24 protein-coding genes, 4 tRNA genes, 1 pseudogene and 1 riboswitch are annotated in these 25726 nt (G+C 31.8%); of the genes and pseudogenes, 25 read left to right on the forward strand and 4 right to left on the reverse strand.

The features are described 5' to 3' along the window. Positions 1–585: 585 nt before the first annotated feature. Complete coding sequence (locus tag FGK85_RS07400; protein ID WP_138205204.1) at positions 586–798, reverse strand: hypothetical protein; 213 nt, start codon at positions 796–798, stop codon at positions 586–588. Between the two features lie 2 nt (positions 799–800). Further along, on the reverse strand, positions 801–2030 hold the full coding sequence (locus FGK85_RS07405; protein ID WP_138205206.1) for a BaiN/RdsA family NAD(P)/FAD-dependent oxidoreductase: 1230 nt from the start codon (positions 2028–2030) through the stop codon (positions 801–803). 312 nt (positions 2031–2342) lie between these two features. Here FGK85_RS07405 and FGK85_RS07410 point away from each other — a divergent pair, with 312 nt between their 5' ends. The 6 genes from FGK85_RS07410 (at position 2343) to FGK85_RS07435 (ending at position 4239) form a co-directional block, all read left to right on the forward strand. Next, positions 2343–2717 (forward strand): CoA-binding protein, encoded by a 375-nt coding sequence (locus FGK85_RS07410; protein WP_138205208.1) that lies wholly within the window; start codon positions 2343–2345, stop codon positions 2715–2717. A 219-nt stretch (positions 2718–2936) separates the two neighbouring features. Then, on the forward strand, positions 2937–3749 hold the full coding sequence (locus tag FGK85_RS07415) for a pyruvate, water dikinase regulatory protein (RefSeq protein WP_138205210.1): 813 nt from the start codon (positions 2937–2939) through the stop codon (positions 3747–3749). A gap of 156 nt (positions 3750–3905) precedes the next feature. Further along, positions 3906–3980 (forward strand) — tRNA-Glu (locus FGK85_RS07420). A 5-nt stretch (positions 3981–3985) separates the two neighbouring features. After that, a tRNA-Val gene (locus FGK85_RS07425) sits at positions 3986–4061 on the forward strand. Positions 4062–4081: 20 nt separating this feature from the next. Next, positions 4082–4158: transfer RNA gene (locus tag FGK85_RS07430), tRNA-Asp, on the forward strand. Between the two features lie 5 nt (positions 4159–4163). Then, positions 4164–4239 (forward strand) — tRNA-Thr (locus FGK85_RS07435). A 368-nt stretch (positions 4240–4607) separates the two neighbouring features. Here FGK85_RS07435 and FGK85_RS07440 read toward each other — a convergent pair. Together FGK85_RS07440 and FGK85_RS07445 are read right to left on the reverse strand one after the other, a co-directional pair. Then, complete coding sequence (locus tag FGK85_RS07440; protein WP_138205212.1) at positions 4608–5588, reverse strand: ATP-binding protein; 981 nt, start codon at positions 5586–5588, stop codon at positions 4608–4610. Continuing rightward, the gene (locus FGK85_RS07445) at positions 5585–6577 is read right to left on the reverse strand and encodes a DnaD domain protein (protein WP_138205214.1); all 993 of its coding nucleotides are present in this window, start codon (positions 6575–6577) and stop codon (positions 5585–5587) included. The genes FGK85_RS07440 and FGK85_RS07445 overlap by 4 nt, the downstream gene beginning before the upstream one ends. Before the next feature lie 289 nt (positions 6578–6866). Here FGK85_RS07445 and FGK85_RS07450 point away from each other — a divergent pair, with 289 nt between their 5' ends. From FGK85_RS07450 to fabG, 19 genes and pseudogenes are all read left to right on the forward strand, one after another. Then, positions 6867–8045 (forward strand): M23 family metallopeptidase, encoded by a 1179-nt coding sequence (locus FGK85_RS07450; RefSeq protein WP_138205216.1) that lies wholly within the window; start codon positions 6867–6869, stop codon positions 8043–8045. Between the two features lie 274 nt (positions 8046–8319). Further along, a pseudogene (locus tag FGK85_RS07455) lies at positions 8320–8469 on the forward strand (MerR family transcriptional regulator); the annotation flags it as partial. A gap of 24 nt (positions 8470–8493) precedes the next feature. After that, the gene (locus FGK85_RS07460; RefSeq protein ID WP_171011357.1) at positions 8494–9663 is read left to right on the forward strand and encodes an RNA-guided endonuclease InsQ/TnpB family protein; all 1170 of its coding nucleotides are present in this window, start codon (positions 8494–8496) and stop codon (positions 9661–9663) included. A gap of 159 nt (positions 9664–9822) precedes the next feature. Continuing rightward, positions 9823–10695: a DegV family protein gene (locus FGK85_RS07465; protein ID WP_138205218.1), complete on the forward strand. Its 873-nt coding sequence runs from the start codon at positions 9823–9825 to the stop codon at positions 10693–10695. A gap of 169 nt (positions 10696–10864) precedes the next feature. Next, on the forward strand, positions 10865–11029 hold the full coding sequence (locus tag FGK85_RS07470; protein ID WP_138205221.1) for a small, acid-soluble spore protein, alpha/beta type: 165 nt from the start codon (positions 10865–10867) through the stop codon (positions 11027–11029). Positions 11030–11217: 188 nt separating this feature from the next. Continuing rightward, positions 11218–11397: riboswitch (Lysine riboswitch) on the forward strand. An 83-nt stretch (positions 11398–11480) separates the two neighbouring features. Continuing rightward, the gene (gene kal / locus FGK85_RS07475; RefSeq protein WP_138205224.1) at positions 11481–11861 is read left to right on the forward strand and encodes a 3-aminobutyryl-CoA ammonia lyase; all 381 of its coding nucleotides are present in this window, start codon (positions 11481–11483) and stop codon (positions 11859–11861) included. Positions 11862–12081: 220 nt separating this feature from the next. Beyond that, the gene (gene kce / locus FGK85_RS07480; protein WP_138205228.1) at positions 12082–12903 is read left to right on the forward strand and encodes a 3-keto-5-aminohexanoate cleavage enzyme; all 822 of its coding nucleotides are present in this window, start codon (positions 12082–12084) and stop codon (positions 12901–12903) included. 12 nt (positions 12904–12915) lie between these two features. Continuing rightward, positions 12916–13950, forward strand: a complete 1035-nt coding sequence (gene kdd / locus FGK85_RS07485) for an L-erythro-3,5-diaminohexanoate dehydrogenase (RefSeq protein WP_138205232.1) — start codon at positions 12916–12918, stop codon at positions 13948–13950. 93 nt (positions 13951–14043) lie between these two features. Further along, positions 14044–15303, forward strand: a complete 1260-nt coding sequence (gene kamA, locus FGK85_RS07490; protein WP_138205235.1) for a lysine 2,3-aminomutase — start codon at positions 14044–14046, stop codon at positions 15301–15303. Then, complete coding sequence (gene kamB, locus FGK85_RS07495) at positions 15293–16321, forward strand: lysine 5,6-aminomutase reactivase subunit KamB (protein WP_138205238.1); 1029 nt, start codon at positions 15293–15295, stop codon at positions 16319–16321. The genes kamA and kamB overlap by 11 nt, the downstream gene beginning before the upstream one ends. After that, complete coding sequence (gene kamC, locus FGK85_RS07500) at positions 16322–17803, forward strand: lysine 5,6-aminomutase reactivase ATPase KamC (protein WP_138205241.1); 1482 nt, start codon at positions 16322–16324, stop codon at positions 17801–17803. Then, positions 17793–19349, forward strand: coding sequence for a lysine 5,6-aminomutase subunit alpha (gene kamD, locus FGK85_RS07505; protein WP_138205244.1), 1557 nt, complete (start codon positions 17793–17795; stop codon positions 19347–19349). Before kamC ends, kamD begins: the two co-directional genes overlap by 11 nt. Continuing rightward, positions 19349–20137, forward strand: coding sequence for a lysine 5,6-aminomutase subunit beta (gene kamE, locus FGK85_RS07510; protein WP_138205246.1), 789 nt, complete (start codon positions 19349–19351; stop codon positions 20135–20137). Before kamD ends, kamE begins: the two co-directional genes overlap by 1 nt. A gap of 437 nt (positions 20138–20574) precedes the next feature. Beyond that, the gene (locus FGK85_RS07515; protein ID WP_138205248.1) at positions 20575–21027 is read left to right on the forward strand and encodes a MarR family winged helix-turn-helix transcriptional regulator; all 453 of its coding nucleotides are present in this window, start codon (positions 20575–20577) and stop codon (positions 21025–21027) included. Positions 21028–21107: 80 nt separating this feature from the next. After that, complete coding sequence (locus FGK85_RS07520) at positions 21108–22094, forward strand: beta-ketoacyl-ACP synthase III (protein ID WP_138205250.1); 987 nt, start codon at positions 21108–21110, stop codon at positions 22092–22094. Between the two features lie 123 nt (positions 22095–22217). Then, positions 22218–22448 carry an acyl carrier protein gene (gene acpP, locus FGK85_RS07525; protein ID WP_138205252.1) on the forward strand — a complete coding sequence of 77 codons (231 nt, stop codon included), beginning with the start codon at positions 22218–22220 and terminating at the stop codon, positions 22446–22448. Between the two features lie 364 nt (positions 22449–22812). Beyond that, positions 22813–23751 (forward strand): enoyl-[acyl-carrier-protein] reductase FabK, encoded by a 939-nt coding sequence (fabK, locus tag FGK85_RS07530; RefSeq protein WP_138205254.1) that lies wholly within the window; start codon positions 22813–22815, stop codon positions 23749–23751. Positions 23752–23887: 136 nt separating this feature from the next. Further along, positions 23888–24820, forward strand: coding sequence for an ACP S-malonyltransferase (gene fabD / locus FGK85_RS07535; protein WP_138205256.1), 933 nt, complete (start codon positions 23888–23890; stop codon positions 24818–24820). Positions 24821–24927: 107 nt separating this feature from the next. Beyond that, on the forward strand, positions 24928–25668 hold the full coding sequence (fabG, locus tag FGK85_RS07540) for a 3-oxoacyl-[acyl-carrier-protein] reductase (RefSeq protein ID WP_138205258.1): 741 nt from the start codon (positions 24928–24930) through the stop codon (positions 25666–25668). Positions 25669–25726 lie beyond the last annotated feature (58 nt).

The following is a 25726-nucleotide window of genomic DNA, read 5'->3' on the forward strand; positions in this document are numbered from 1 at the left end:
AGTATTCACTCCTTTTTGTTGTTTATTTTGGGTGCTACTTAAATATTCGACATTTTGGGGTGAATTTCCTTTTTGAATAATAAAAAAGTTAGTAAAATCAATGATTATAAAATATGAAATTTACTCATTTATATATTAAGTCTGGCTGTCGCCAATAAAAGATTTAAATTAAACCCCAAAAAAGACAACATAATTTCACAACGTGAAATTATGTTATTTATCTTTTTTAAATTCTAAAATTTTTCGTAATGCAACGAAGAAAAATTTTCCTTTTATAGTTAAAGCTCTAAATTCAAATTCTAAAGAATTAGATTTTGAATTTAACATAAGTATTAAATGTTTTAAATTAAAATTTAAAACAAATGAAAAAAGCACTACATCCCACCAAGAATAGTTGTGCCTTTTCATCTGATTATATTGTTTTAATTAATCAATCCAATAGCACTAAAACTTAAAACGTTCTAAAACTTAGCTTAGTGTTACCAGCACTAAGCTTTTCTTATTTATATTATATCAAATTTCTATAAAAAATAAACATACATATTTTTTATTTTATATTTAAAGGCTCTTTTCATTTAAACAAAATCAACTCTCAATAGCGATAAAGACATCCATATAACAAACACTATCTTTCTCATACACCTTTTCAAAACAAGCTATAATATCTTTAGTTTTCTTATATTTGTAACAATTTACTTCCATATATATCATAAGTGTCTTGTATGTATTGGTAAAACATCCATCATTGTCAACTGTCAATTGCCCATTGTCAATTATAAGAATTTTGTGTCGTAACATTTTTATTTTCCGGCGCTTTTGGCAGCTGCAATTCCAGAACTCCATGCCCATTGCAGATTAAATCCGCCACAATCACCATCCACATCTAAAACCTCTCCGCAGAAGTAGAGATTAGGTATAAGTTTAGACCCTAAAGTGCTATGATTAACTTCAGTGGTGTCTATGCCTCCTGCGGTTACCTGGGCGTTTTTAAAGCCGTTTGTGTCTATAACGGTGAAAGCCCATTCTTTAAGCAGTGTAAATATATTATTTTTTTCTTTCCAATCTAAGTCCCAGCAAGGCTTATGTATGTTTGTAACTCCGGCTTCTTTTAAAAGTATAGGTATTACTTTTTTATTTATTACTCCTATAAAAGATTCTTGTACAGTTCTATAGCTAAAAGTTCCCCAATGATTTTCTAAAAACTCTATTAAAGATTCTTTAGAGAAATTAGGCATAAGATCTACTTTTAATATAACTTCATTTTTTTTATCTAAATTATAAGAAGCAGTTCTGCTTAGTTGTAAAATAGGAGGGCCTGATATGCCGTAGTCTGTGAAAAGTATTTCTCCAAATTCTTTTCTCATAGGTTTACCATTTACAAAAATTTCTGCAAAACCATCAAATTTTACTCCTGATAGGGCTTTTAAGTGATTATATTGAAGTTTAAGCTGCACTAAGGCTGGTACAGGATTTATTATATGATGGCCTAGAGATTTGGATATATTAAATCCAGAACCATCTGAACCAGTGTTAGCTGCAGATTTTCCACCAGTAGCTATTATTAGTTTTTTACATTGGAATATTTCGCCATTGCTACAGTATAGTTTAAAACCATTTTTATTAGATTTTACATCTTTAACTTTTGTATTTAAGTGAAGGGGAATATCTTTTTCACTTAGGGCAAGTCTAAGCACATCTAAAACTGAAGAGGCCTGAAGACTCATAGGGTACATTTTGCCCTCATCTAGGGTTACTAAAGGAAGCCCTAGAGAGTAAAAAAAGTTAATAGTATCTTTATATGTAAACTCATTTAAAACATCTACAAAAAAATTAGGATTATTGCTGTGATATCTTAAAGGAATTATATTTTCATTAGTTATATTGCATCTGCCGTTTCCTGTGGTAAGTATTTTTTTACCTATTCTATCACTGCCTTCTAAAATTGCTACGTTGCAGCCCATGTCTTTAGCTGTGATGGCAGCAGTGATACCAGAGGCTCCAGCCCCTACTATTATAATATCGTAATTCAAAATTAATCGCTCCTTTTGGATATTTATAGAAAAAAGCTTGAAGGGTAACTGCAAGCTTTAAAGTATACAAATAATATTTTATCCTATTTAGCTTAATTATAATTATTTTATAATATTTTTTCAATGAAAGTATTTGAATATGCAATAATGGCTTAATTTTGTATCAATTAAATTTTTAAATATAAAAGTACATCATTGATACAAGTAAAAAAATTAGGATATAATAAACATAAATATAATAAAGAGAGGCGGTGAAAAGCTTGATTTTTGATAAGCATTTGTAATATAAAATATCAATAATCAAGCGAGGCTATGGTAGCGAGTGAATTATTAAATTACAAAAATTGGGTAGTGGTAGGTGACGTTATAAATCAAAGTAAATATGCATATAGAATTTTGGATAAATTAAAAAGTAAAGGTTTTAAGGTAGTGGGAGTTCACCCTAAGAAAGAGGGAGAAGGCGTTTATAAAAGTTTAAAGGATGTACCTTTCCAAATAGAAGTTATAGATTTATGCATAAACCCTGCTTTAGGCTTAGAAATACTTAAGGAAGCAAAGTCTTTAATTATCAATAAAGTATTAATTCAGCCGGGAGCAGAAAGTGAAGAAATTCTTAATTATTGTAGAGAAAACAATATAATCGCTATAGAGGATTGTGCTTTAGTACAATTATCAGGTATGAAATAATATGTGTTATTTATTTTATTTAAAAACCCTTTAATTCATTTTTAACTGAAAGGATAAAACTCATTAATTTTGCATTCTAAATTTTAAATTAGAAACCTTTATTAATCTAGTATAGAGATTAAAATTTATGTAGGAAAATACAATTATATACATTTAAATAAAAAAATAATTAAAATTTTAAAGCTATGAAATTTATATTATAAAAAAAGGGGGCGCAATATGTTTAAAATATACGCCGTTTCTGACTCTATAGGGGAAACAGCAGAACTGGTGGCTAAGGCTACAGCTAGTCAATTTAAAGTGAAAATGCATGTAAAAAGAGTCCCATACATAAAGACATTAGAAGATGTTTATGAATTTATGAATACCATAGATTCTCCAGAAAAATGCATGGTGATTTCAAATATAATTTTGCCAGAGATAAGAGACTTTCTAGTGCAAAGATGTATAGAAAAAGGTATATTTGTTTATAATGTGCTAAGCCCTTGTATGAATATAGCAGCTAAAATTACTGGAGAGCAACCTATATATGAGCCAGGGGCCGTATGGAATATTGATAATGAATATTATAAAAAAATTGAAGCTATGCAGTTCGCTGTACAGTATGATGATAGTAAAGATGTAAGTGGAATAAAGAATGCAGATGTAGTTATAGTAGGGCTTTCTAGAAGTTCAAAGACAGCTTTATGTATGTATTTAGCTAATAAGGGTATAAAAGCACTTAATGTACCCCTAATGCCAGAAGTTCCGGTGCCAAATGAGTTATATGAAATAGATAAAAAGAAAATAATAGGTCTTACAATAAATCCATTGGATCTTATAGAAATTAGAAAGCACAGACTTTTAAAATTTGGTGGAGATAATTTTAATTTAAATTATGCCAATGAAGAGAGAATTTTAGAGGAGTTCGATTTTTTAGATAAGGTGTTTAAAAGGCTCGGCTGTAGAGTCATAGATGTAACTCAAAGGGCTATAGAAGATACGGCTCTTATTATAATGGAAAGTATAGGATGGGTAGAGAGAAGAGGCTAGAACGGCTTTTTTTACTATATTTCAGCAAAAATTAAAAAAAATAAAAAGAGCTAAAAAAATTTTTTAAAAAACATGTTGACATATGGTAAATAATCTTGTATTATATTATTTGTCAGCGCGACAGACCAGCTTGATAAAAGCGTTGATAAATAGTAAGGCTCCTTGGTCAAGCGGTTAAGACACCACCCTTTCACGGTGGTAACAGGGGTTCGATTCCCCTAGGAGTCACCATATGTGGGCGCATAGCTCAGCTGGGAGAGCATCTGCCTTACAAGCAGAGGGTCACAGGTTCGAGCCCTGTTGTGCCCACCACTTATTTAAAAAATATATATGGCCCAGTGGCTCAGTTGGTTAGAGTGCCGGCCTGTCACGCCGGAGGTCGAGGGTTCGAGTCCCTTCTGGGTCGCCATATAAGCTGGCATGGCTCAATTGGCAGAGCAGCTGACTTGTAATCAGCAGGTTGTAGGTTCGATTCCTATTGCCAGCTCCAAAATTCTAAGTAAGGAAATACTTACTTAGAATTTTTTGTTTTTTTTGCAAAAAAATATTACACTACATATAAATTATAATGCTACATATAAATACAGAACATCATAGATACTAGGTAATATTTTTTATAAATGTATTGAGATATATGTAATAAGTTAAGTATTCAACTTTCGCAGTTATAAAATAAAAATATAGAATTTGCAGGTAAGCAATAGGTATTAGGTAAGAAGTAAGGAGTAAGAGTTAAGGATAAAACTCTAAGAGTTTTTTATAATTAATTTGTAAGTAATAGTTCTTACTTTTTACCTATTCTTACTTCTTACCTTGCACTTAGAATTTATATGCGAAAGTTGAGTTAAGTATATTTTACTAACGTATTTCTTTTAAATTTCTTTTTACACGTATATCGTCACCATAAAACTTATATAGTTCAAAATTACCAAATAGTCTTGAAGTAATTCTTTCTGAGTAGTGTTTAGAAAGTTCTTCTAGAGATAAATTTGTGGAAATAAGCATTTTTTTTCCCTTTAAAAGCTTCCAGTTTATTAAATTAAATAATTCAGATTTAGAAAAATCCGTTATTTGTTCCGTGCCTAAATCATCTATTATAAGTAGGTCACAGTTTAATATTAAGTCTTCCAGTGTTTTGTTTTCATTAAAGCGGGCATCACGTAAGGTCTCTATTAATTCTTTTGCAGTTCTATATACAACAAAATTGCCTCTATCTATAAGCCATTTAGCTATACAATGAGATAGAAAGGTTTTTCCGGTGCCTGAATTACCATAAAATAATAAATTAGTATCTTCTTGTGAGAAGCTTTTTAAATAAGACTTTACCCTAAGGAATATTTCCTCCATATTTTTTCTAGGACTCTTTACTTCTGTATCAGTTTTTTTAGTGCTGTATAAGTTTAGGTTAAAATTATCGAAATTATTTTTTTTAAAGGATGTTTCTAGATCAGAATTTTTATAATATAGTTTAATTAGATACCTTTTATAGCATGAACATTTTCTATTTCCTATAAAGCCTGTATCATTGCATTTAGTACATCTATAATGCATATCTAAATAATCCAGTGGGTATCCAGAGGAAACCAAAAGCTCTGTTTTTTGAACTCTCAAATCCGTTATCTTTTCTTTTAAATTCTTTAAGTACCCTTCTCTATTTTCAACATCCTTTAATATATTTATGGATAAGTGTATAGAAAGCCTAGCTATTTCTTTTTCTAGGGCATCTATTTTAGGTATTTTATTGTATACTTCTTCTTTTCTGCTTTTTAAGGCTTTCTCTTCATTTTCTCTTATGCTTTCATACATTTTTAGTATTTGAGATTGGTATGCGTTAATCATTCATTATCCCATCCTAATAATTTTTTTTCTAGCTCATCGTAGTCATATTGACGTTGAGAGTAATCGTTGAAGGTGCTATTTTTAGCATTATTATACGAAGTTTTCTTAGCTGGTGAGTAGGAACTAGTTTTTTTCTTATCTCTTTTTTCTATATCCTCTAAAGTTTTTATGTTTTCCTTGAACCAGCTATTTAGAATTCCATCTATATATTTAAAGTCAGCTTTATTTATTCTTTCAAAGCAAATATCACAAGCCTTATATATGATTTCTAAATTAAATTTATATACATTTATCCATTTATCTATCATTTGCTCTTGAGGCTTCATAATATCTGTGGATTTGATACCTAGATAGTTAAGTATCTTTTTTATCTTAATCCACTTATCTTCGTGTTTCTTTATATAAGTTTGAGCATCTTCTACATTTTTTATATTTTCATCATTCCAAGATATGGCTATTTTTTCTATATATCTATAGTCTGTTTTTCCCTTTGAAATACAATATTGAATTAAGAGAAGTATTATTTCTGGAGTAAATCCAAAGTCCTTTTGCCAACTTAAGTACATAGTCATTTCCCTAGGGGATAGAGGTCTTCCCACAAGTTTTTCTATGTCTTGAAGCATATCTTTTATGGAGCTTTTATTTAGTTCTTGTAATAAATTAACCTTCTCTACATCCTCCTCTTCACCGCTGCTCTTTAAATCTAAAAAGTCTATATTGAAGTTACCCATATTATCTATAGGTATTAGCTTTATTACTTCTTCGTCATTCCAGTAGTTTAAAGCATTCATTATATCGCTTTCTAGAAGATTTAATGTAGATGCCATCATGGAGGAATTTACTCCTAATTCTCCAGAAATGCAGTATTTTAATCCTAAAAGGTATACTTTAACAAATTCTCCTCTAGCTTTAGGCATATATTTCTCTATAAAAATGTTACTTACAGGCGTATATTCATAAATTTTATTTTTGAAAACGAAAGTACCCATGGAAAATCAATCCTTCCTAATTTATACAATGTTATATATTACATATGTTAATTTTGCAAAATAAAAATATTATAATCTTTGCTAATGAATTTTAACTCAAAATCTTTAAAATATCAAATGATAAATTTGTTGTTTTAAATAAAAATTTCATTTTTAGGGCATATTAAGAAAGTGACTAAATAAATAATTAACCTAAAAGGTTAAAATTAATTGTGAAAGGAGCTGAAGACCGTTAAGTCTGCATAATATAATTAAGATATATACTATGTAGGAAAAGACGGTAAAAGTTTTGAGTAAAAAAAGCAAAAAATATATTAGCATAGGTTTTATTGCTATTTGTGTATGCTTATTATATTATAACATACTTAGTAATAAGTCTTATGAAGTATTATTAAATGGCAATAGTATAGGGATAGTTAAGAATAAAAAAACCTATACTAAATTAGAAAAGAAGATAAATGAAGGAATAGATAGAAGATTTACCAATAAAAACGGAAAAGATACCATAGTTTTAAAAATGAATTTAAAAAGAAGGGGGTTATCCTGTGAGGAAAGTATAATAAATAATTTCTTTAAAAATACTAATATGACAGTAGAAACCTATGGAGTATTTTGTAAAGAAGAATATTTAGGTTCTTTAGACAATGAAAAAGAATATAACCTTGCTAAGGAAGAAGTTAAAAATAAATACAAAGAAATATTAAAATTAAAGAGTATAAATGATTTTAAGATAGACAATGTAAAGCTAAAAAAGTGTAGAGTACCTTTAAGTAAAATTTGTATAGATAAAAAAGCTTCTAGAGAAAAGATTGCTAAAGCGATTTTAAATAAGCATAAGCTTATAAATGTAGAGTTTACATCCGTAGTAGAAGAAAGAAAAGAGATTATGCCAAGCACAGTAATGAAGGCATCAGATCAAATGTTAAAGGGAAAAAGAGAAATTAAACAGCAAGGGGAAAAGGGATTAAAAGATGTATATTCTAAAGTAACTGTTAAAAATGAAAAGATAGTAAATAGACAATTTATAGGTGAAAAAGTTATAAAAAGTAGCAAGGATAAGATCATAGTAGTAGGTTCCAAAAATCCAGCAGTGCTAGGAGCAACTTGTTTTTCCAAACCATCTAGAGGAAGTATAAGCTCTGGATTTGGTATGAGATGGGGGAGAATGCATAATGGAATAGATATAGCTTCTGCCATAGGAAGCCCTATATATGCAGCTTATGCGGGAACTATTACCTTTTCAGGGTGGCAGGATGGATATGGCAAAATAGTTATAATCGATCATGGTAATGGATTAGAAACTAGATATGCACACTGCAATGAATTATTAGTTAAAGTAGGGGATAAGGTAGAAGAAAATAATATAATTGCAAAGGTAGGCAACACTGGAAGAAGTACTGGTCCCCACTTGCATTTTGAGGTCAGAAAAAATGGAACACCTATAAATCCAATAGAATATCTAAAGTAATACATAGGGACTGTTGCATTAAGAATAAATTTTACAACACATTGAGTTTGATATTAAATTTCAAACCAATATACTGTATATGAATTTCTTAATGCCACAGTCCCTTATTTGTGTAAATTCAGATAATAATATTTTGAAATTGTTTAAAATTGCTATATAATGTAATTATATAATAATAAATTTACATAAAAGGAGGATACCTTTAGTTGCTAAAAGTATATACAGATGTACTTAGAAATAGTAAAATGTGCTTACGAAAAGGAAGTGAGTACATTTGAAAAATAATAACTATAAACCAAATGAGTTTGTAGAATTAATTAATGTATCAATTAGAACATTGCAACGATGGGATAACGAAGTAATATTAAAAGCGTTTAGAACACCAACAAATAGGAGATATTATACTTATGAACAATATAAAGAAAATATAAGAAAAAGATAAAGGAAGATGAAGAAGTTGAAAAAAGCATACAAAATAGAAATTAAACCAACAGAAGAACAGATAACTAAAATTCATCAAACTATTGGTGTAAGTAGGTTTATATACAACTTTTATATTGCTCATAATAAAGAAGTTTACGAAAAAGAGAAAAAATTTATTAGTGGTATGGATTTTTCTAAATGGCTTAATAACAAATATATTCCTAATAATCCTGACAAAGCTTGGATTAAAGAAGTGTCTTCCAAAGCTACTAAACAAGCCATTATGAATGGAGAAAAAGCATTCAAGAAATTCTTTAAAGGGGAAAGCGGCTTTCCTAAATTTAAGAAAAAGAAAAACCAAGATGTTAAAGCTTACTTTCCAAAGAATAATAAAACAGATTGGGCTATTGAAAGACATAGGGTTAAAGTTCCAACCTTAGGTTGGGTTAGATTAAAAGAATTTGGATACATTCCAGTTAACGCTATAGTTAAAAGTGGTACAGTAAGCCAAAAAGCAGATAGATATTTTGTTTCAATTTTAGTTGAAGAAGCTATAAAATTAGACAATAAACCTTATTCAGAAGGAATAGGCGTAGACCTTGGATTAAAGAATTTTGCAATTTGTAATAATGGCTTAACTAAAAAGAATATTAACAAAACTAAAAGAGTTAAAAAAGCAGAAAAGAAACTAAAACGTGAGCAAAGAAAGCTTTCAAGGAAATATGAGAGCTTGAAATTAAGAAATAATATTGAGAAAGGAGAAGCTACTCGTCAAAATATCCAAAAACAAATAGTCAAGGTGCAAAAACTTCATCAAAGACTTACAAATATAAGAACTGATTATATAAATAAAACGGTAAGTGAGTTAATAAAACAAAAGCCAAGTTTTATAACTATCGAAGATTTAAATGTAAGTGGAATGATGAAGAATAGACATTTAGCTAAAACAGTTGCTGGGCAGAAGTTTTATGAATTTAGAAGTAAGCTTATTTCAAAAGCCAAGCAAAACAATATTGAAATAAGGATAGTTGATAGATTCTATCCTAGTAGTAAAATATGTAGTTGTTGTGGAGCATATAAAAAAGATTTAAAACTATCTGATAGAGTTTATAAATGCAGTTGTGGACTTTCTATTGATAGAGATTTAAATGCTTCAATAAATTTAGCTAATGCAAAAGAATATAAGATAGCTTAATTAAACAAGCACTTATATATGTACCCAAGGCTATTTGGGGAATTAACGACTGTGGAGTGCTATACAAACTGTAGTAGCTTCGGCAAAGCAGAGTACATTGAAGCAGTAATAATCTCAATATGGATACATTTGACCATATTTTGAGTAGCAGAAGGTTTTATGGATTTTATAATAATGACAGATTCAAGTTGTGATTTACCTTTATCGTATATTGAAGAAAATAATATACCTTTTGTAAGTTTAACTTGTCATTTTAATAATTCTGATTACAAAGATGATTTTGGAAAAACCTTTACTTATAGGCAGTTTTATGATGGATTAAGAAATGGTGAGATGCCAACTACATCTCAAGTAAATGTATATCAGTTTACTGAAGTTTTTACTAAGTTTATAAAAGAGGGTAAATCTATCATATATATAGGCATGTCTTCTGCTATAAGTGGAACAATAAATAGTGCCAATATGGCTAAGGAAAGTGTACTTGAGGAATATAAAGATGCGGATATAACTATAATAGACAGTAAGAGTGCATGTATAGGCCAAGGAATATTGGTATATAATGCAGTAGAGATGATGAAAAAAGGATGTTCAAGGGAAGAAATAATAAAATGGGTTGAAAATAATAAATTAAATATAAATCACTGGTTTATGGTGGGAACATTGAAGCATTTAAGATATGGTGGAAGGATATCTGCTACAGCTGCAACCATAGGTACATTGATGAAAATAAATCCTATTATATTTATAAATAATGAGGGAAAACTTATAAATGTAACAAATGTTAGAGGAAGAAAAAAGGCTATAAAGTATCTTCTTGAAAAGTTTGAGGAAAGAGCTAAAGAACCTGAGAATCAAATAATCATGATAAGTCATGGGGATTGTGTAGAGGATGCAACTAACCTAGAGAGGACAGTTAAAGAAGAGTTTGGAGTTAAGGATACTATGATAAATTTTGTAGGACCTGTTATAGCTTCACATACAGGGCCGGACATGCTATCTTTATGTTTTATAGGTAATGGAAGAGATTTGTAGTATCCATGCTAGGAAGTTCAGCTGCAATAAATATATAAAATAATAAGTAGGGATTAAATATTATTTTTGTGCATATTTTTATGTTTTTAGGGAAAATTAGAACTATAAAAACATAAATGAAGGGAGGATGGTTACAGATGCTTGCATAGCATAATCTGTAACAAAATTCATGGCACATAAAAATAATAAAAATAATAAGGATAATAAAAAGGTAAACCCAAAAACAAAATCAGAAATGAGAGACATGGAAGTTGAAATGTCAAAGGAAATAGGTGCAAATAACGAATCAAAAAAATTAGGCAAGAATGAATCTGCTCGCGAAAAAAGAAGATAAACAGTAAAAATAAATATAGTAGAATTAGCCCTTGCTTTTATACAAGGGCTAATTTTATTGAACACTAGTTTTAATAATTAATCTTTTCTAAATAGTGTTAAACATTTTAATTTTCTGAAAAATATATTGACTAGAAGAGAGGCTAATATTATAATGTTATTGTGAATTAAAAAACAAACTAAAAAATGTACATAAATAGAGGAGCAGATTTGCGGTAATTTTTAAATGTTAAGAAGAAGAACCTTCAAGGTTAAAAATGAAGGGCTTATCTGCCGAAAAGTTTTATTTGTTCTTGAATAAATCTTTGGTTAAGAAGTGTAAATATTTCTTAATTGTCATGACTTATGTTATGAAGAGCTATTTATGTAATGAAAAAGACATTAAAATCTTTTCATTGCATAAATAGCTTTTTATATTTTACAAAACTAATAATTTTCTTGGGGGTATGGAAATGAAGGCTTTAATAAGAATGAGAATGAGCAGCCATGATGCTCATTATGGTGGAAATCTAGTAGACGGGGCAAGAATGTTGCAACTTTTTGGCGATGTGGCCACAGAACTTTTAATAAAACACGATGGAGATGAAGGACTATTTAGAGCTTATGACAGCGTAGAATTTTTAGCTCCAGTTTATGCTGGTGACTATATAGAAGCAGAAGGGGAAATAGTAAGCGAAGGAAACTCATCAAGAAAAATGGTTTTCGAAGCAAGAAAGGTTATAGTGCCAAGAACAGACTTAAATGACTCTGCAGCAGATGTTTTAGAAGAGCCTATAGTTGTATGTAAAGCCAGTGGAACCTGCGTAGTTCCAAAGGACAAGCAAAGAAAGTAAATAATTCAACTTTGGCAGTTATAAATTAAAAACGCTTATTAATCTAATGTAGAGCTTGAAATTTATGTGCGAAGGTTGAGCTAAATAATAAGTTAAATAGTAAAAATAATTATAGTGTAGTTAGCTAGTGGCCCAGTGTAGTAATTAGCTAGAAGGTTAAGTTTTATACTAGCCCCCTAGCCCACTGGTCCCCTAGCCCACTAACTTGGGGGTGTATACATTGGAAAAACTTATAATTACGGCAGCTATATGTGGGGCAGAAGTTACAAAGGAACACAATCCTGCAATACCTTATACTGTGCAGGAAATAGGAGATGAGGCTGAAAAAGCCTATAAAGCAGGAGCAAGCATAATACATTTACATGTTAGAGAAGATGACGGCACACCAACTCAATCAAAAGAAAGATTTAAGGCGTGTATAGATGAAATTAAGAAAAGATGTCCTGATGTAATCGTACAACCATCTACTGGAGGAGCTGTGGGCATGACAAATGCTGAAAGGCTGCAACCTACAGAGTTAAAGCCAGAAATGGCTACATTGGATTGTGGTACATGCAATTTTGGTGGAGATGAAATATTCGTAAACACTGAAAATACCATAAAAGAGTTTGGGGAAAAAATGATAGCCTTAGGAATAAAACCAGAGGTAGAGGTTTTTGACAAAGGTATGATAGACATGGCTAAAAGGCTTTGTAAGAAGGGATATATAAAGACTCCAATGCATTTTAATTTCGTTATGGGAGTTAATGGTGGAATAAGCGCAGAGCCAAGAGATCTTGTGTTTATGGCAGGGAGCATACCAGAAGGATCTACCTTCACAGTATCTGGTATAGGCAGAAATCAATTCCCAATGGCAGCTATGGCTATATTAATGGGTGGTCATGTAAGAGTTGGATTTGAAGATAATGTGTATTTATCAAAGGGCGTACTTGCTAAATCCAATGCAGAGCTAGTAGAAAAAGCTGTTAGACTTGCAAAGGAATTTGGAAGAGAAATAGCTACACCAGATGAGGCAAGAGAAATACTAGGATTAAAAAAATAAGGGGGATTTATCATGAAAAAAGGATGTAAATACGGTTCTCACAGAGTACTTGAGCCACAAGGAGTATTAACTCAAGCGGCTTATAAAATTGACAACAATATGGAGATATACAGCAATGAAATATTAGTAGATGTTCAATCACTAAATATAGACTCAGCAAGTTTTACACAAATTGAGGAAGAAGCAGGGGGAAACATAGAAAAAATAAAAGCTAAAATAATGGAAATAGTAGGGGAAAGAGGAAAGCAACAAAACCCTGTAACAGGTTCAGGTGGAATGTTTATAGGTACAGTTGCAAAAATAGGTGAAGATTTAAAAGATAGAGATTTAAAAGTAGGGGACAAAATAGCTTCTCTAGTTTCATTATCACTTACTCCATTAAAAATTGAAGAAATATTAGATGTTAAACCAGAAATAGATAGAGTGGATATAAAGGGCCAAGCAATATTATTTGAAAGTGGAATATATGCAAAACTTCCAGATGATATGCCAGAGAATCTTGCACTTGCAGCTTTAGACGTAGCAGGAGCACCAGCTCAAACTGCAAAATTAGTAAAACCAGGAGACAGCGTTTTAGTATTAGGAGCTGCTGGTAAATCAGGAATGCTTTGTTGCTATGAAGCTAAAAAAAGAGTTGGACCAACTGGTAATGTAATAGCTTTAGTAAGAAAACAAGAGCAGGCAGATAATTTAGTAAAATGGGGATTCTGTCACAAAGCTATATTAGCTAGTGCACAAGAACCAATGGCTGTTTTAAATAAAACATTAGAAGCTAATAAAGGAAAAGAAGTGGATATATCTATAAGCTGCGTAAATATACCAAACACTGAAATGTCTTGTATATTACCAGTTAGAGATAATGGAGTAGTTTACTTCTTCTCAATGGCTACAAGCTTTACAAAGGCAGCACTTGGAGCAGAAGGCGTAGGAAAAGATGTTACAATGATAGTAGGAAACGGATATACTAAAGACCATGCAGAAATAACATTACAAGAATTAAGAGAAAGTGAAACTTTAAGAAAAATATTTGAAGAAAGATATATCTAAAGTAATAACTAGTTCCCTATAGGAGCTTGACATTTAAAAATTAACAATAAAATTGGGGATATAAAAATAAATTAATAAATAGGGGGAATTATCTTGAAGGTAAATCGAAGGCAGGAACTATTTCCGAATGTAAGCGATGAAGAGTGGTATAGTTGGAAATGGCAAGTTAAAAATAGAATAGAAAATGTTGATGAACTTAAAAAATATATACCTCTTACTGCAGAAGAAGAGGAAGGAGTTAGAACTTGTACAAATACTTTAAGAATGGCAATAACTCCATATTACCTATCTTTAATTGACATTAATGATCCTTTTGACCCTATAAGAAAAGAGGCAATTCCAACAGCTTTAGAATTGCACAAATCAGAGGCTGACCTACTTGACCCATTACACGAAGATACAGATTCACCAGTGCCTGGATTAACGCATAGATATCCAGATAGAGTACTTTTCTTAATAACAGATCAATGTTCTATGTATTGCAGACATTGTACAAGAAGAAGATTTGCAGGACATAATGACAAGTCTCTTCCAATGGAACAAATTGACAAGGCTATAGAGTATATAGCAAATACGCCTTCAGTGAGAGATGTTTTATTATCTGGCGGAGATGCTCTTTTAGTTTCTGATGATGTTTTGGAATATATAATAAAGAAATTAAGAGCAATACCTCATGTGGAAATAGTAAGAATAGGCTCAAGAGCACCAGTAGTTCTTCCTATGAGAATTACAGATGAGCTTGTAAATATGCTTAAAAAATATCATCCAGTTTGGTTAAATACTCACTTTAACCATCCAAATGAAATAACAGAGGATTCAAGAAGAGCTTGTGCAAAATTAGCAGATGCAGGTGTACCTCTTGGAAACCAATCAGTTTTACTTAAGGGTGTAAATGACTGTGTTCATGTAATGAGAGAGCTAGTTCACGAATTGGTAAAAATAAGAGTAAGACCTTACTATATCTACCAATGTGACTTGTCTATGGGACTTGAGCACTTTAGAACATCAGTATCCAAAGGCATAGAGATAATGGAAGGATTAAGAGGACATACATCAGGATTCTGTATTCCTACCTTTGTTGTAGATGCACCTGGTGGTGGCGGTAAGATACCTGTAATGCCAAACTACGTAATATCTCAAGGGGAAAATAGAGTTATTCTTAGAAACTTTGAAGGCGTTATAACTACTTACAAGGAACCAAAAGATTATCATTCAGAATGTCATTGTGAAGTATGTGAGAAAAAGAGAAAAGATAAGCTTATAGGGGTTGCTTCACTTATAAAGGATGAAAAAATGGCATTGGAGCCTGTAGGATTGGAAAGAAATTTAAGAGGGAAACATAATGAAGATTAGTCTACTAGACATTGTAGACAAATACAACAGTTTATCCATAATAGGTATGGATAAAAACGTAGGTAAAACTACTGTATTAAATCATTTAATAAATAGTTCAAGGGGGAGGCTCTCCCTTGGACTTACTTCCATAGGAAGAGATGGTGAAGAAGTAGATAGGGTAACAAGTACGGAAAAACCTAAAATATATGTAGAAAAGGGTACTATGATAGCCACAGCTAAGCAGTGTTTATTAAACGGGGATATAACGCGGGAGATTATTTATACCACGGGCATAAATACACCCATGGGAGAGGTTATAATAGTTAGAGCATTAAGTGACGGATATATAGAACTAGGGGGACCTTCAATAAATACATATATATCATATGTATGCCATAAACTTTTGGAATTCGGATGCCAAATGGTTTTGGTTGATGGTGCTATAAGTAGAAAAAGCAGTGCATGTCCTGTAATTACAGAAGCTGCTATATTATCAACGGGGGCAGCTTTAGATAGAGACATGAATAAAGTGGTGGAGAGCACAGTGGATACACTGAAAAATCTATCAATAGAAGGAATTAATGATGAAGAAGTAAGAAGGAAAGCAAATTTAATATATGAAAATTATAAGTTGGGGATAATAAATGGGGATGGAAGTATAGAAAAAATAGATGTTTTAATGGCTTTAGAAGGAGCTAAGTTGTTGATAGACAAATTAGGGGGAAATTCAAAATATATTGTAGTTAAAGGAATTCTTTCAGATAAGTTTTTAGAGGATATATGTAAATACCCAGATAAAATTAGAGATAAAACCATATTAGTAGAAGATGGTACAAAAATATTTATAAAAAAAGATACGTTACATAAGTTTGAAAAATTAGGGGGAAAAATTAAAGGGGTAAACACTATAAATGTGATATGTGTAACTGTAAATCCTACATCTCCTTATGGATATGAATTTTCTAGGGATGAATTTATAAAAAAAATTAGAAAGAAAGTAAGTATACCAGTTATAGACGTAATGGGAGGCGATTAAATGAGGTTTTTAGATGAAAGTCAAAAGGCTCAAGTAGGGTTTCAATTTATAATGGATGAGCTAAATGTAATGACCTGTTACGGAAGAGATAAAAAAAAGAATTTAAAGCCTTTCCAGAGAAAAGACAAGGAAAAACTTATATACGAACTAGATAATTTAGAGAAAATAATTAGGGGATTACAAGTCAATGAAGGGGAATTTGGAAAAATAGAATGTGCCTTTTGTAAGGTGAAAGATATAAGAAATTCAATAAAAAGATGTAGGGAACTAAATATATTAGATGACGTAGAACTCTTTGAAATTAAGAGTTTTTGCAGTTTGATTGATGATATAATTAAGGCTTTAAACAATTTACAGTTAAACATACCAGAACTTTATTTAGAGGACTTAAGTGGTGCTTTTAAGCTTTTGGATCCGGAAAACAAGCACATGCCCACTTTTTACATTTATGATGCTTATTCTAGTAAGTTAAAAGAAATAAGAGATAAAAAAAGAGCTTTAGAAGAAAGAATACTATTAGAGATAGATGAAGAAAAAATAAAAGTGTTAAAAGAAGAACGGTTAAATTATGTAATTTTAGAAGATGGGGAAGAATTTAAAATAAGAAAAAGGCTGACAAAAGAATTAGCCGCATATGTGGAAAAAATAGATAAAGATATTTATATTATTGGATTTTTAGATTTATTGATGGCTAAGGGGAAGCTATCAATAAGGTATGGTGGAATAAAACCAATTATATGTGATGAAATGAGAATAAATTTAAAAAATGCAGTGAACCCTCAAATAAAAGAGTTATTAGAAAAGAAAGGCAAAGAATTTACACCTATAAGTGTTGATTTAAGAGAAGGTGTATCTATTATAACAGGGGCCAATATGGGGGGAAAAAGTGTAACGCTGAAAACAGCAGTTTTGAATGTGTTTTTGGCAAGCCATGGATTTTTTGTGTTTTGCGAAGAAGCTATTATTCCAATTGTAGATTTTATAGGATTTATATCAGATGATATGCAATCTATATCTAAGGGATTAAGTACTTTTGGGGCAGAAATAATAAGGCTTAATTCTGTAATAGAATGTGCTAAAAGATGGCAAGGATTTATTGTTTTAGATGAGTTTGCAAGAGGCACAAACCCTAAAGAGGGATGCTATCTTGTAAAAGCTCTATGTAGGTATTTAAAAAAATTCAATTCAGTGACGTTAATATCTACTCACTATGATGGTGTAGTTGAAAAGGGAATGGTTCATTATCAAGTTATTGGACTTAAAAATGTGAATTTTGAAATTCTAAAGAGGAAGATAGATTTAAATAAGGGAGCATCTGTAGAAATAATTCAAGAACATATGGATTATAGGTTGGAGAGGGTATCAAGGAAGAACAAGGTACCAAAGGATGCTCTAAATATAGCTACACTACTGGGAATTGAAGATGGGATAGTGGACATAATAAAAAAATTTTATGAAAAGGGGGAGGAACATGGAAAGTAAATTAAATTTAAACTGGGAAGTTGTAAATAAAGCCAGAGAATGCTCTAGAAATATTGCCAAGGAAACACAAGATTTTATAGACAGACATACTACAGTAACTGTGGAGAGAACTATTTGCAGATTACTTGGAATAGATGGAGTGGATGAATTAAACGTACCACTTCCAAATGTAGTAGTGGACAATATTAAAAAGGGCAATGGACTTTCAATTGGGGCAGCTAACTTTATAGGAAATGCTATGGTAGAAACTAAATTAACTCCTCAGGAAATAGCAGAGAAGGTTTCTAGAGGAGAATTAGACTTAACCAAGCTTCCTATGAATGATGAGTTTGAAATAAAGATGGCAGTAATTGCTGAAGCTAAAAAATATGTAAAAAAAATAAAGGAAAATAGAAATAAAAGGGAAGAAAAGCTTAAGGAATTTGGAGATAAGGAAGGACCTTATTTATATTTAATAGTTGCTACAGGTAATATACATGAGGATATAACACAAGCAGTAGCTGCTGCAAGACAAGGTGCAGATGTAATTGCTGTTATTAGAACTACAGGACAAAGCCTTCTTGACTATGTACCATATGGAGAAACCACTGAAGGTTTTGGAGGAACTGTTGCTACTCAGGAAAACTTTAGACTTATGAGAAAAGCTTTAGATGAGGTAGGAGAAGAACTTCATAGATATATAAGACTTTGTAATTATTGCTCAGGACTTTGTATGCCAGAAATTGCAGCAATGGGAGCTATTGAAAGACTTGACGTAATGCTGAATGATGCTTTATATGGAATTTTATTTAGAGACATAAATATGAAGAGAACCATGATAGATCAATTCTTCTCAAGGGTTATAAATGGTTATGCAGGAGTAATTATAAACACAGGGGAAGACAATTATTTAACCACATCTGATGCAGTGGAAGAGGCTCATACAGTATTAGCTTCCCAATTTATAAATGAGCAATTTGCTTTGATGGCAGGATTACCAGAAGAGCAGCAGGGATTAGGACATGCTTTTGAAATGAATCCAGAGCTAGAAAATGGATTCCTATATGAGTTATCTCAAGCTCAAATGGCAAGAGAAATATTTTCTAAGGCGCCTTTAAAATACATGCCTCCAACTAAATTTATGACCGGAGACATATTTAAAGGTCAAGTGCAAGATGCGTTGTTTAATATGGTAACGATAATGACTGGACAGAAGATTCACTTACTTGGAATGTTAACAGAGGCAATTCATACTCCATTTATGTCTGATAGAGCTTTGGCTATTGAAAATGCAAGATATATATTTAGTAATATGAAGGATTTTGGAAGTGAAATAACCTTTAAGGACGGAGGAATAATTCAAAAGAGAGCAGATGAAGTTTTAAATAATGCATATAATCTTTTGAGAGATATAGAAAAGGAAGGTTTATTTACAACCATAGAAAAAGGTAAGTTTGCCAACATAAAGAGACCTATAGATGGTGGAAAAGGACGTGAAGGGGTTGTACAAAAGGACTCAAAATACTTTAATCCATTTATAGACCTTATGCTTGGGGGTGAAAAATAATGAGCGCAGGTTTGTATTCAACAGATAAAAAAGAATTTGACAAAACATTAGATTTAACTAAAATTAAGCCTTATGGAGATACCATGAATGACGGTAAAGTACAATTAAGCTTTACACTACCAGTGCCTGATGGAGATAAGGCAGTAGAGGCAGCAAAGCAATTAGTTAAAAAAATGGGTTTGCTAGAGCCTTCTATAGTTCATCATAAGGCATTAGACAAAAACTTTACTTTCTTTGTGGCATACGGAAGTTGTACAGAAACTATAGATTATGAGTCTATTCATGTTCAATCTGTAGAAGTAGACACTATGTCTATGGAGGAAGTGGATGATTATATAAGAGAGCATATAAAGAGAAAAATAGTTATATTAGGTGCTAGTACAGGTACAGATGCCCATACTGTTGGAATAGATGCTGTAATGAACATGAAGGGCTACGCAGGACATTATGGTCTTGAAAGATATCAGATGATAGAAGCTTATAATTTAGGAAGCCAAGTGGAAAATGAAGACTTTATAAAGAAAGCTATAGAAGTAAAAGCAGATGTGCTTTTGGTATCACAGACAGTAACACAAAAGAATGTACACATTCAAAATTTAACTAATCTTGTAGAACTTTTAGAGGCAGAAGGCTTAAGAGATAAGATAGTTTTGATATGTGGAGGACCAAGAATAACTCACGAATTAGCTAAAGAGTTAGGATATGATGCAGGTTTTGGACCAGGAAAGTATGCGGATGATGTGGCTACTTTTGCGGTGACAGATATGGTGGAGAGAGGGCTTATTTAGTGTGCCGTATTTAGTGGGCTAGTGTGCCAGTTTGCTAGTGTGCTAGAGAGTTGGTGTTGTAGTTAAGTGATATTAAGGAAGTTTGTGTTTTAAATATAGTGACTATATCTAGCACCTAGTACCTAGTACCTAGCACTTAGCACCTAGTACCTAGCACCTAGAACCTAGTACCTAACTAAGTATTATTTACCTGCAAATTTTATATTTTTATTTTATAACTGCGAAAGTTGAATTAATAAATTTAAAGAAGGCTGCGTGGCTTTGGAAATTAGGTTCTAAAGTTATGCGGTCTTTTATTTATGAACAAAAGATTAATTTTTAATGGTTTTGGGTAAAATTAGAAGAATAATCAAAAAATTTATTGACATAAAAACCTAATTCGTATATACTTTGATTATCAAAATATTTGATGGTCAAAGTTAATGGTGGTGATAAAAATGAAAAAATCGTTCAATGTTTTAAATGAACTTTTAGTGGAAACTTTTAATGATATATTGGAAATAGAGCAAAAAGCTCTAAAAGAAGGGGCTTTTAGTGAATTATCTATTACAGAAATACACACTATAGAAGCTATAGGTATGTATGAGCCTAAAACCATGACTGAAGTGGGCAAAACACTGGATATAACAGTGGGCACTCTTACTACAGCCATAAATAACTTAGTTAAAAAGGGATATGTAGAAAGAAAAAGGGATGAAATAGACAGAAGAGTAGTAAAAATTGCTCTTACAAGAAAAGGCAAACTAGCCTACAGGGTACATGAAAAATTTCACTCTGACATGGTTAAAGCTACTATAGAGGGATTAACAGAACAAGAAGAGGATATACTAATAAAATCTTTAGATAAATTAAACAATTTCTTTAAAGAAAAATATCATCTGCATAGGTAGTATTTGTTAGGCACTGTTTAGGTACTAGGTGCTGGGTACTGGAGAGTTGTAAAAAATATCTTTAGATAAGAGGTATAAAAATGAATGGTATAGAGATTATAGGTACAGGAAGTTATCTTCCTGAATTGATTGTAAGTAATGATGATTTATCAAAAATAATGGATACTAATGATCAGTGGATATCTAGTAGAACAGGAATAAGAGAGAGAAGAATAAGTGAGGGAGAAAATACTTCAGATTTGGCAGCTAAAGCGGCTATATCTGCTATGGAGGATGCAAACATAACTGCTGAGGAAATTGACTTGATGATAGTAGCTACCACTTCTCCAGATTATTTTGTTCCATCTACTGCTTGCGTGGTTCAAAGTAAAATAGGAGTCCATAATGCAGTTTGCTTTGATATATCTGCAGCTTGTTCAGGATTTATATATGCTATGGAGATAGCTAGGAATTTTATGCAGGACGGAAGATATAAAAAAGCATTGATTATAGGAGCAGAGGTATTGTCTAAAATATTAGATTGGAAAGATAGGGGTACCTGTGTACTATTTGGAGATGGAGCTGGAGCTGCAGTACTTTCTAGCAGCCATAGGGAAGCTATAGTGGATATAAAAATTGCTTCTGAAGGAGATAAATGGTCCTCATTAACTTGTAAAACAGCTTTTGTGGAGAATCCATATATAGAAAAAGAAGTGTTAGAAAAAGAACTAGAGGGAAACTTAAAAATAGGTATGAATGGAAAAGATATATTCAAATTTGCCGTTACTACTATAGCAAATAGTGTAACAGCAGCCCTTAAGAACACTGGATATAGTATTGAAGATATTAAATATATAGTTCCTCATCAAGCTAACTTAAGAATAATAGATTTCGCAGCTAAAAAATTAGGTGTAGATGAGAGTAAGTTCTACATTAATTTAAATAAATATGGAAATACTTCTGGTGCTAGTGTACCAATAGCTTTAGATGAAATGAATAAAAAAGGACTTTTAAAAAAGGGTGACAAGATTATACTTGTGGCCTTTGGTGGAGGACTTACCTGGGGTTATAGCCTTATACAATGGTAATACAAAGTATGTACTAGAAATTTAAGATGTAGCTTTTGGTATGTTATAGAATTATACGGTGCTAATATTAATAAAAAAGAAAATTTCATATAAAAATATTTAATTATTTTAGGAGGAGTAAAAATGGTATTTGAAAAAATAAAAAAAATAATAGCAGGGCAATTATCAATAGATGAAGAGGAAGTAAAGTTATCTTCAACATTTACAGATGATTTAGGGGTAGATTCATTAGAAATATTCGAAATTGTTATGTCTTTAGAAGATGAGTTTGGTATTGAAATACCAAATGAAGACATTGAGGATATGAAGACAGTAGGCGACATAGTTAAGTACGTAGAATCAAAAACAGAATAATAAAAAAGAATATTTAAAGATCCAAGACGGAATAGTATTGCTGGTATTTATATAAGGTATAAATTAGTAACAACTATTCCGCTTGGTGTATTATAGCAGTTAATCTGTTTATCCGATGACTACCTGCCGTAATACTCCCACTTCTAACAAAGTGGGAGATAACGTCAGCTACGTCCCTGGATAACGATCTCTAACCTTCAGATGGAGTAAAAATTCCATCTGAAGCTAAGAGCTCTGTTTATAAAATAAATGGAAAATATAAAAAAGAGGGAAACCAAAAGAGATTTCCCCAAATATAAAATAAATAAAAAGTTTAGGTATTATAGTTCAAATATATTATAGCAGAAAATATAGAGGTGTTATGATGTTTCATACAAAATTTTGTGAAATGATAGGAATTGATTATCCAATAATTCAAGGAGCTATGGCATGGATTGCAGATGGTAACTTGGCAGCAGCAGTGGCTAATGCAGGGGGTCTTGGAATAATAGCAGCAGGAAATGCACCAACTGATTATGTAAGGGAAGAAATAAGAAAGGCTAAAAAGATTACTAGCAAGCCTTTTGGAGTTAATATAATGCTTTTAAGTGAAAATGCAGATGAAATAGCCCAGCTGGTTTGTGAAGAAGAAGTAAAAGTTGTAACCACAGGAGCAGGAAATCCAGGCAAGTATATGGAGATATGGAAACAGCATGGTATAAAAGTCATTCCAGTAGTTGCATCCACTGCTTTAGCTAAAAGAATGGAAAAGGCAGGGGCAGATGCAATAATAGCTGAGGGCTGTGAGGCTGGAGGACATATAGGAGAGCTAACTACTATGGCTTTACTTCCTCAGGTAGTGGATTCAGTTAATATACCAGTAATTGGTGCTGGAGGCATAGGAGATGGAAGAGGAGTAGCAGCAGTCTTTATGCTAGGAGCAGCAGGTGTACAGGTGGGAACTAGATTTTTAGTAGCAGATGAATGTACTGTGCATGAAAATTATAAGGAAAAGGTAATAGCAGCTAAAGATATAGATTCAGTAGTTACAGGAAGGTGTACAGGTCATCCAGTTAGAATTCTTAGAAATCAACTATCAAGAAAATACACTGCTTTAGAGAAAGAAAATGCCCCATTAGAGGAAATTGAAAAATTGGGGGCAGGAGCTTTAAGAAAAGCTGCTCGTGAAGGAGATATGGTAGGTGGATCAGTTATGGCTGGTCAAATAGCAGGACTTATATCTAAAAGAGGAAGCTGTAAGGAAATTATTGAAGAGATGTTTGCAGAAGCTGAGGAAATAGTAAAAAACATTACAAAAAAGTAATGGCATATTACAAGGTTATTCCTTAGGTTAAACTTTAAGCTTTGCTCAAAGGGTGGGCGAAGTGTGGTTTATACTTGAGCTTAAACTACAAGTTAAACTTTAAGTTTTACTCAAAGGATGTTCAGGAGGTAGCAATATGGGAAAAATAGCTTTTTTGTTCTCAGGACAAGGTGCCCAGTATGGGAGTATGGGAAAAGAACTGGCTATGAATATTGAGGTATCCAAAGAAGTATTTAAGGATGCAGACGAGGCTTTAGGTTTTAGCATAAGCAATATTTGTTTTGAAGGTTCAAAGGAAGAACTTGATAAAACAGAAAATACTCAACCAGCCATATTAACTACAAGTATAGCAGCCTTAAGGGCTATAGAGGAAAAAGGTATTAAGCCAGATGTGCTTGCTGGATTAAGCTTAGGAGAATACTCTGCTTTAGTTTGCAGTGGGGCAATGGAGTTTAAGGAAGCCGTAAAGCTTGTAAAAAAAAGAGGAAGGTTTATGCAGGAAGCAGTGCCATATGGAGTAGGAACTATGGCGGCTATTATTGGATTAGATAAAGATGTAATTAAAGACTGCTGCATAGAAGCTTCAAAAGCAGGAATAGTGGAAGTGGCTAACTATAACTGTCCTGGCCAAATAGTAATTGCCGGGGAAATAAAGGCTGTAGAGCTGGCTGTAGAAATATTGAAGGAAAAGGGAGCTAAAAAAGCTATACTTTTAGATGTAAGTGGACCCTTTCACACATCAATGCTAAAGGATGCAGCAGAAAAATTATATAATGAATTAGAAAAAGTTAAAATAGAAGAATTAAAAGTTCCACTTATAACAAATGTTACAGCTGAGTATGTTAAGAAGGAAGAAATAAAAGAAATTTTAAAGAAACAAGTAATGAGCTCAGTAATGTGGGAACATACTATTAATAAAATGGTTTCAGATGGAGTAGATACATTTGTAGAAATAGGACCAGGAAAGGTTTTAAGTGGTTTTGTAAAAAAGGTAAACAGGAGATTAAAAGTAGTAAATATAGAAGATATGCAATCATTAGAAAAAGCTATAATTGCTTTAGAAAGTTAGTTTTTAACTTAGGTATGTTGGATACACTATACCCTTTCTGTAGAGAAGATCCAACATAACATTCAATAAGTCGTTCTAATAATTGCTTAGTTAAAGGAGTGAATTAAGTGTTAAAAGGTAAGAATGCTATAGTTACAGGAGCCAGTAGAGGAATAGGAAGAGCCATAGCTTTAAAGCTAGCAGAAAAAGGTGCTAACATAGTTATAAATTATAGAAGTAATAAAGAAAAAGCGGAAGAATTAGTAAAAGAAATAGAAGCTAAAGGAGTAAAGGCCTTAGCTATAGAGGGAGATATAAGTAATTTTTCAGAGGCAGAAAATATGATAAATGAAGCTTTTGAAAGTTTAGGTTCAATAGATATTCTTGTGAACAATGCAGGAATAACTAAGGACACTTTACTACTTAGAATGAAGGAAGAGGAATTTGACAGAGTTATAGAGGTAAATCTTAAAGGTGCTTTTAATTGCTTAAAGCATGCTAGTAAGATAATGATGAAACAGAGAAGTGGAAAAATAATAAATATATCCTCTGTAGTTGGGCTTGTAGGAAATGCAGGTCAAATCAACTATGCATCAGCTAAAGCAGGTATTATAGGTATGACAAAGGCAGCGGCTAAGGAGCTAGCATCAAGAGGTATAACCGTAAATGCAGTAGCACCAGGATTTATAAGTACAGATATGACTGCTATATTATCTGAAAAGGTTAGAGAAGGAGCTATAAATACTATACCACTTAAGAGATTAGGAGCTCCTGAGGATGTAGCTAATGCAGTATCATTTTTATCTTGTGATGAGGCCAATTACATTACAGGTCAAGTTATAAATGTAGATGGCGGCATGGTTATGTAGAATTAAAATTATACAATTAATAATAAAGGCAGAAGCAAAATAGATAAGGGATTTTGCA

The organism is Haloimpatiens lingqiaonensis (assembly GCF_901447495.1).
GTDB lineage: Bacteria > Bacillota > Clostridia > Clostridiales > Clostridiaceae > Haloimpatiens > Haloimpatiens lingqiaonensis.